6 protein-coding genes are annotated in these 7,562 nt (G+C 66.1%); all 6 read left to right on the forward strand.

Annotated elements, in window-relative coordinates:
• Positions 1-31: 31 nt before the first annotated feature.
• The 6 genes from A7D16_RS15040 (at position 32) to A7D16_RS15065 (ending at position 7,417) form a co-directional block, all read left to right on the forward strand.
• Positions 32-1,615, forward strand: a complete 1,584-nt coding sequence (locus A7D16_RS15040; protein WP_064634101.1) for a family 43 glycosylhydrolase — start codon at positions 32-34, stop codon at positions 1,613-1,615.
• A gap of 141 nt (positions 1,616-1,756) precedes the next feature.
• Positions 1,757-2,815 (forward strand): LacI family DNA-binding transcriptional regulator, encoded by a 1,059-nt coding sequence (locus A7D16_RS15045; protein WP_029218312.1) that lies wholly within the window; start codon positions 1,757-1,759, stop codon positions 2,813-2,815.
• Positions 2,816-3,338: 523 nt separating this feature from the next.
• A complete protein-coding gene (kduI, locus tag A7D16_RS15050) occupies positions 3,339-4,193 on the forward strand; it encodes a 5-dehydro-4-deoxy-D-glucuronate isomerase (protein WP_064634104.1) in 855 nt (284 codons plus the stop codon).
• Between the two features lie 169 nt (positions 4,194-4,362).
• Positions 4,363-5,118: a 2-dehydro-3-deoxy-D-gluconate 5-dehydrogenase KduD gene (gene kduD / locus A7D16_RS15055; RefSeq protein ID WP_064634106.1), complete on the forward strand. Its 756-nt coding sequence runs from the start codon at positions 4,363-4,365 to the stop codon at positions 5,116-5,118.
• A 272-nt stretch (positions 5,119-5,390) separates the two neighbouring features.
• The gene (locus tag A7D16_RS15060) at positions 5,391-6,053 is read left to right on the forward strand and encodes an RpiB/LacA/LacB family sugar-phosphate isomerase (RefSeq protein WP_064634108.1); all 663 of its coding nucleotides are present in this window, start codon (positions 5,391-5,393) and stop codon (positions 6,051-6,053) included.
• Positions 6,054-6,298: 245 nt separating this feature from the next.
• Positions 6,299-7,417: a GDSL-type esterase/lipase family protein gene (locus A7D16_RS15065; RefSeq protein ID WP_064634109.1), complete on the forward strand. Its 1,119-nt coding sequence runs from the start codon at positions 6,299-6,301 to the stop codon at positions 7,415-7,417.
• Positions 7,418-7,562 lie beyond the last annotated feature (145 nt).

Genomic DNA, 7,562 nt, shown 5'->3' on the forward strand with positions numbered 1-7,562 from the left:
TCGCCCCGCACCGCGGGGACCAGGAGAAAGCATGCGTATGCGTATCACCTCACCCCGTCTGCGTTGGCTGCTGGCCGGCGGACTGTTGCTGTGTACCGGGCTAAGCGCCGCGGCCGACTGGAAGCGCGGCATCGAGCATCAGCGCATTGCCGATCAGGGCAACGGCACCTTCCTCAACCCGGTCCTGGCCGGCGATCATCCCGACCCGTCGGTGCTCAAGGACGGCGACGATTACTACCTCACGCTGTCGTCGTTCGATGCCTACCCGGGCCTGCCGATCTGGCATTCGCGCGATCTGGTCAACTGGCAGCCGCTAGGCCACGCCATCAGCCAGAACGTTGGCGCGATCTGGGCGCCGGACCTGATCAAGCACGGCAAGCGCTATTACATCTATTTCCCGGCACGCCGCGGCGACCAGGGCGAGCGCAGCAACTTCGTGGTCTGGGCCGACGACATCAAGGGCCCGTGGAGCGCGCCGATCGACATCGGCCTGGGCAAGTACATCGACCCCGGCCATGCAGTGGGCGAAGACGGCAAGCGCTACCTGTTTCTGAGCGGCGGCGATTACGTGCAGCTCTCCGACGACGGCTTCAAAGTGGTCGGCACGCCCAAGCATGTCTACGACGGCTGGAAGTACCCGGAAAGCTGGGACGTGGAAGGCTATGCCCAGGAAGGCCCCAAGATCACCCGCCACAACGGCTGGTACTACATGACCACCGCCGTGGGCGGCACCGCCGGCCCGCCGACCGGGCACATGGTGATCACCGCGCGCTCGCGCTCGATCCACGGCCCCTGGCAGAACGCGCCCAACAACCCGATCACCCGCACCAAGAGCGCGGATGAGCCGTGGTGGTCGCGCGGCCACGCCACCCTGGTGGAAGGCACCGACAAGCGCTGGTGGATGCTCTACCACGGCTACGAACACGGCTTCTGGACGCTGGGCCGGCAGGCGCTGCTGGACCCGATCGAATGGACCGCGGACGGCTGGTTCGTCGCCAAGGGTGGCGACCTGGGCACCCCGCTGAAAAAACCCAGCGGCCAGGCCTTGCCGCACGGGCTGGCGCTGTCGGACGACTTCCGCGCGGCCACGCTCGGCCCGCAGTGGGCGTTCTTCAACCCGGCCGCCGACGAGGCCAAGCGCCTGCAGGTGGGCGATGGCGTGTTGCGCCTGCAGGGCAAGGGCAGCGCCCCGCGCAATGCCTCGCCGCTGACGGTGATCGCCACCGACCAGGCCTACCAGTTCGAGGTGCAGATGACCGTGGCGCCGGGCGGGCAGGGCGGGGCACTGTTGTTCTACAGCGACAAGCTCTATGCCGGCGTGGGCAGCAATGGCGAGAACTTCGTCATGCACCGCTACGGCGAAGAACGGCCCGGTACGCTGGCGCCTAGCGCAAAGGGCGGCACGCTGTGGCTGCGGGTCACCAACAACCGCCACATCGTCACCATCCATAGCAGCACCGACGGCACCACCTGGACCAAGTACCCGGTGCAGATGGAAGTGTCCGGCTACCACCACAACGTGGCCGGCAAGTTCCTGGCCTTGAAGCCGGCGCTGTATGCCGCAGGCGATGGCCAGGTGGAGTTCCGCAACTTCCGCTACCGCGCCCTGGACTGACCGTTCTGCATCGCCGGGGATGCCGCCGCGATGCCAGCTGCGGCCTGTCTTGCGCGGCGGGTTCGGGGTGGCGGCAGGCTTCGCTCAGGTCTGCCGGCCGTCTGGCCGGTAGAATCCAATCAACTTCACTGGTTGACCGCTATGCCCGCCCGCAAGATGCCTGAAGAGGGAATGCCCGGCCTGCCGAAGGGCAAGGTAGCCACGATCAACGACATCGCCCGGATGTCGGGCGTGTCCAAGAAGACCGTGTCGCGGATCATCAACAACTCGCCACTGGTGCGCCAGGACACCCGCGAAAAGGTCGAAGCGCTGATGCGCGAGGTCGGCTACGCGCCCGACCCGCTGGCGCGCGGGCTGGCGTTCCGGCGCTCGTTCCTGATCGGCATGGTCTACGACAACCCCACCGCGCAATACATCGTGGACATGCAGTACGGCGCGCTGGACGCGCTGCGCGGCTCCAGTTTCGAGCTGGTGGTGCACCCCTGCGACAGCCGCAGCCCTGGCTACATCGAGGGCGTGCGCCGGTTTGCGCAGGCGCAGAAGCTGCACGGGGTGATCCTGGTGCCGCGCGCCTCCGAGGACCAGGCGCTGGCCGACATGCTGGCCGAAATCGGCTGCCGCTACACCCGCATCGCCTCGATCGCGCTGGACGCCACCTCGCAGACGGTGATCACCCACGACCGCGACGGTGCGGCCGAAGCGGCCGATTACCTGCTCTCGCTCGGCCACCGCGACATCGCCCTGGTCACCGGCCCCAGCGCCTACCGCTCCTCGATCGAACGCACTTCGGGCTTTGCCGACGCGCTGACCCGGCGCGGCATCGAATTGCCGCCCGAGCGCATCGTGGAAGCCGGCTACACCTTCGAATCCGGCGTGGCCGCGGCCGAAAAGCTGCTGCTGGGCAAGAAGCGCCCCACTGCCATCTTCACCGGTAACGACGAAATGGCCGCCGGTATCTACAAGGTCGCCCTGCGTGCCGGCATCAGCATCCCGCGCCAGCTCTCGGTGATCGGCTACGACGACAGCTCGCTGGCCTCGCGCCTGTGGCCACCACTGACCTCGGTGCGCCGCCACACCCGCGACACCGGCCGCACCGCCGCCGCCATGCTGATCCAGCCGGACAACGCCCCGCAGCTGCCCACCGCCAGCGTGCGCCCGCACCTGATCGTGCGCGACTCCTGCCAACCGCCGGAAGATTGAGGGAGGTCAAGCGCAGGCGAGTGGACCCCAAGCAAAGCGCTTGCGATTCACTGGAGCCGGCGCGTGGCGACGCGTTGGGCATGGCGGGCATTGGCAATTCTCGGGGGCGCAATAAGCCTCTACCCGACCAACCAAACTACGCGCCCAAACACCGCGCGCAGCCTCGTACCCTCATCCGGCGCTGCGCGCCACCTTCTCCCGACGGAGAAGGGCTCAAAGCCCCTCTCCCTGCGGGAGAGGGGGTGAGGGTACGGCGGCAGACAGCCATCCGAGAAAGCTCAGTCATGCGTTGAGGGAGATGAGTGCCCATAAGGCTCTCCCGACCAACCAAAAACCGCGCGCCCAAACACCGCGCGCAGCCTCGTACCCTCATCCGGCGCTGCGCGCCACCTTCTCCCGACGGAGAAGGGGTCCCATTCCGGCACACCTCCATCTTGCACTGCGCAATGACACCGGTTAACCAGAGCCGGTAGACTACCCCGGTGCAAGCCCTCTTTCCCCCTGCTTGCCACGGAGATCGCGCATGTCCCTGTACTGCAAGACCCACTACGCCACCCACCCGGACGCCATCAAGGGCGCCAGCAACGACGATCTGCGCGAGCTGTATCTGCTCGACGGCCTGTTCGTCGACGGTGCGGTGACCCTCAAATACACCCACTACGAGCGCTTCGTGCTCGGTGGCGCCGCACCGCTGGGCACCGCGCTGGAGCTGCCCAAGCAGACCGAGCCGGCGTCGGCCGCCGGTCATGCCTTTCTGGAGCGCCGCGAACTGGGCGTGATCAACGTCGGCGCGGGTGCCGGCACCGTGACCGTGGACGGCACCGCCTACACGCTGGGGCCGAAGGACGGCCTGTACGTGGCGATGGGCAGTACCGGTGTCAGCTTCGCCTCGGACGATGCCGCCAACCCGGCCAAGTTCTATCTGGCCTCGACCCCGGCGCATGCGCGCTTCGAGACCAAGCAGCTGTCGATCAAGGATGCGGTGGCACTGGACCGTGGCGCGCTGGAAACCAGCAACGAGCGCACCATCTACCAGTACATCGTGCCGGCCACCTGCCAGTCCTCGCAGCTGCTGCTGGGCCTGACCGTGCTCAAGCCGGGCAGCGTCTGGAACACCATGCCGCCGCATCTGCACGACCGCCGCAGCGAGGTGTATTTCTATTTCGACCTCGGCGCCAATGACCGCGTGTACCACTTCATGGGCGAGCCCGACGCGCAGCGCCACATCGTGATCCAGAACAACGAAGCGGTGGTGTCGCCGCCGTGGTCCATCCACATGGGCGCCGGCACCAGCAATTACGCCTTCATCTGGGCGATGGGCGGCGAAAACCTGGATTACACCGACATGCACGTGCTGGACATCTGCCAGCTCAAGTAAGCCTGCGTTTCAGCAAGGCCGGCACCACAGCGTCGTCTTGATTGCGCCAGGCGCCGGCAGCGGCAGCGCCCTCCATCAGGCGCTGGCAACGTTTCAAACCATGCAATCGGCCGCGCATCGCGCGGTTCACTCATCACATCACGGCACATCCAGCAGGAGCGATAAGGTAATGAGCAATCCGTTCAGTCTCGAAGGCAAGGTCGCACTGGTCACCGGTGCCAACACGGGCTTGGGCCAGGGCATCGCGCTGGCACTGGCGCAGGCCGGCGCCGACATCGCCGCCGCCGGCATCCAGGCGCCCACCGAGACCGAACAGAAGGTCAAGGCGCTGGGCCGTCGCTTCCTCGCCATCGAAGCCAACCTGATCAGCATCGAGCCGGTGCAGCGCATCGTCGAGGAGACCATCGCCGGGCTGGGCGGGCTGGACATCCTGGTCAACAACGCTGGCCTGATCCGCCGCACCGACGCGGTCGATTTCAGCGAGCAGGATTGGGACGACGTGCTCAACGTCAACCTGAAGTCGGCGTTCTTCATGGCGCAGGCCGCCGGCCGCCACTTCATCGCCCAGGGCCGCGGCAAGATCATCAACATCGCCTCGATGCTGTCGTTCCAGGGCGGCATCCGGGTGCCGTCCTACACCGCCAGCAAGTCCGGCATTGCCGGCATCACCCGCCTGCTCGCAAACGAATGGGCCAGCAAGGGCGTGACCACCAATGCCATTGCACCGGGCTACATGGCCACCGACAACACCGCGCAGCTGCGTGCGGACGCCGATCGCAACAAGTCCATCTTGGACCGCATCCCGGCCGCGCGCTGGGGCGAACCGTCCGACCTTGGCGGCACCGCCGTGTTCCTGGCCAGCAGCGCCTCGGATTACGTCAACGGCGCCATCATCCCGGTCGACGGCGGCTGGCTGGCACGCTGATTCAAGCGCGTTTCCCGGCTGACATTGCGTCATTCCTTCTCCCTCCGGGAGAAGGTGCCCGAAGGGCGGATGAGGGTCGGTAACTACGCATCAGCCAGATGCGCACTGCCTCTCCTGCAATCGCTCTTCCGTTCTGCACCAGCGCGTTGTTTTCATCGACAGAGACGAACGACGCGCGCGCAGTCAAGAAAGGCCGGCAACCAAACGCCCTTATCACTACTTTCCAAAAACAACGTCTTAAAAAACTTCCCCAAACCAATCGGAGCATCCCCATGAAAATCGCACTCATGAATGAGTTCAGCCAGGCCGCCAAGAACCCGGTGATCCTGCAGCAGCTCAACGACGTCGCCAGCGAGCAGGGCCACAGCGTGTTCAACGTCGGCATGGACGGCGACAACGACCACCGCCTGACCTACATCCACCTGGGCATCGTCGCCAGCCTGCTGCTGAACTCCAAGGCCGTGGACTTTGTGGTCGCCGGCTGCGGCACCGGCCAGGGCGCGATGATGTCGCTCAACGCGCACCCGGGCGTGTTCTGCGGCTACTGCATCGAGCCGACCGACGCCTACCTGTTCGCCCAGGTCAACAACGGCAACGCGCTGTCGCTGGCATTCGCCAAGGGCTACGGCTGGGGCGCGGAAATCAACGTGCGCTACATCTTCGAAAAGGCCTTCAGCGGCAAGCGCGGCATGGGCTACCCGGCCGAGCGTCGCGAATCGCAGGCCGCCAATGCCGGCATCCTGACCCAGGTCAAGCAGGCCACCGCCAAGTCCTACCTCGACGGCCTGCGCGCCATCGACCCGGAGCTGATCAAGCAGGCCATCGGCGGCGAGCGTTTCCAGCAGTGCTTCTTCGACAATGCGCAGGATGCGGAAATCCGCAACTTCGTCGCCGGTGTGCTGGGCAAGCCCGAAGCGGCTGCAGCCGCCGCGTAACTAGCAAACGCGCTTGAGCCCCGCTCCGCGCCCCTGCCCGTGCTGCTAGCGCGGGCAGGGGCGCGGAGCGGGGGGTGGGGTGAGGGTACGGCGGCAGACAGCAACCCCGAACAGGGAAGGCTTGGACAACAGCAGCACCGTCCAATAGTTCCGATGCAGTCGCACCCTCATCCGCCCTTCGGGCACCTTCTCCCGACGGGAGAAGGAACAGCGTCGTGTACTTGGCATTTCTCCCGGAGCCCACCATGCGTCTGCTGCTGTTCGCAGTGCTGCTGCTCTTTGCAAACCTTGCCAACGCCGCGCCACACCGCATCTTCATCGCTGGCGACTCCACCGCCGCCGACTACGGCCCGGAGCGCGCGCCACAAGCAGGCTGGGGCCAACAGTTGCAAGACTGGTTCGACCCGGCGCAGTGGCAGGTGCGCAACCACGCCAAGGGCGGCCGCAGCACGCGCAGTTTCATCGCCGAAGGGCGCCTGGATGCCATCGCACAAGAACTGCAACGTGGCGACATCCTGCTGATCCAGTTCGGCCATAACGACGCCAAGCGCGAAGATCCCACGCGCTACACCGATCCGACCACCGACTACGTGCAGTTCCTGCGCCGCTTTATTGCCGCAGCGCGCGACACCGGCGCCACCCCGATCCTGATCACCCCGGCCGCACGCCTGCTCTACGACTTCGGCGCGCTGCTCGACACGCACGGCCGTTACACCCTGGCGATGCAGCAACTGGCCGCGCAAGAACATGTGGCCCTGATCGATCTCAACGCCAGTTCCAGCGACTGGATCCGTGCACTCGGCGAACAAGCCGCCAAACCGTATTTCCTGTTCGTGCCCGAACAACACAAGGCCGACGGCACCCACTTCAGCCGCGCCGGTGCCACCGCCATCGCCTGCCTGGTCGTGCACGGCTGGGTGAAACTGCAGCCAGCGCTGAAACCGCAACTCCGCCGTGACGCCGATTGCGGCGCAGCCCCCGACACCGCCGCACAACGCGCCGCGCAAGCGCATCCCTCGCTGGTGGTGCATGAGCGCGACCTCGCCCGCGAACAACCCGGCCCGCACGGCGGCGCCGGTCCCACCACGGCCTACCCGTTCTTCGCAGACGCGCCGGAGCTGAAGTTCGTGCTACGCAAGCGCGTGCTGCATAAAGGCGCCGGCATCGGCCTGCACCTGCACGACAAGGACGAGATCTATTACATCGTCAGCGGCCGTGGGTTGTATGCATTGGATGGCAAACAGTACGACGTCAGTGCCGGCGATGCGCTGCTGACGCGGCCGGGCAGCACGCATGCGCTACAGCAAACCGGCGACGAACCGCTGGTGTTGCTGCTCGCCTACGCGCAGATACCGAAAAACTAGCGCAAAGCGCATCAGATCCTGAGGTATCCCCACGTTTTACAGCACCAACGTCATCTGCTCGCACACTGCGTCGGGCAGTGTGCGTAAGCGTTCTAGCCAGCGTGAGACCGGTTCCATCGGCCAGCGCCTGACTAAGGCCTCGCGG

Source organism: Xanthomonas nasturtii, from assembly GCF_001660815.1.
Taxonomy (GTDB): Bacteria; Pseudomonadota; Gammaproteobacteria; order Xanthomonadales; family Xanthomonadaceae; genus Xanthomonas; species Xanthomonas nasturtii.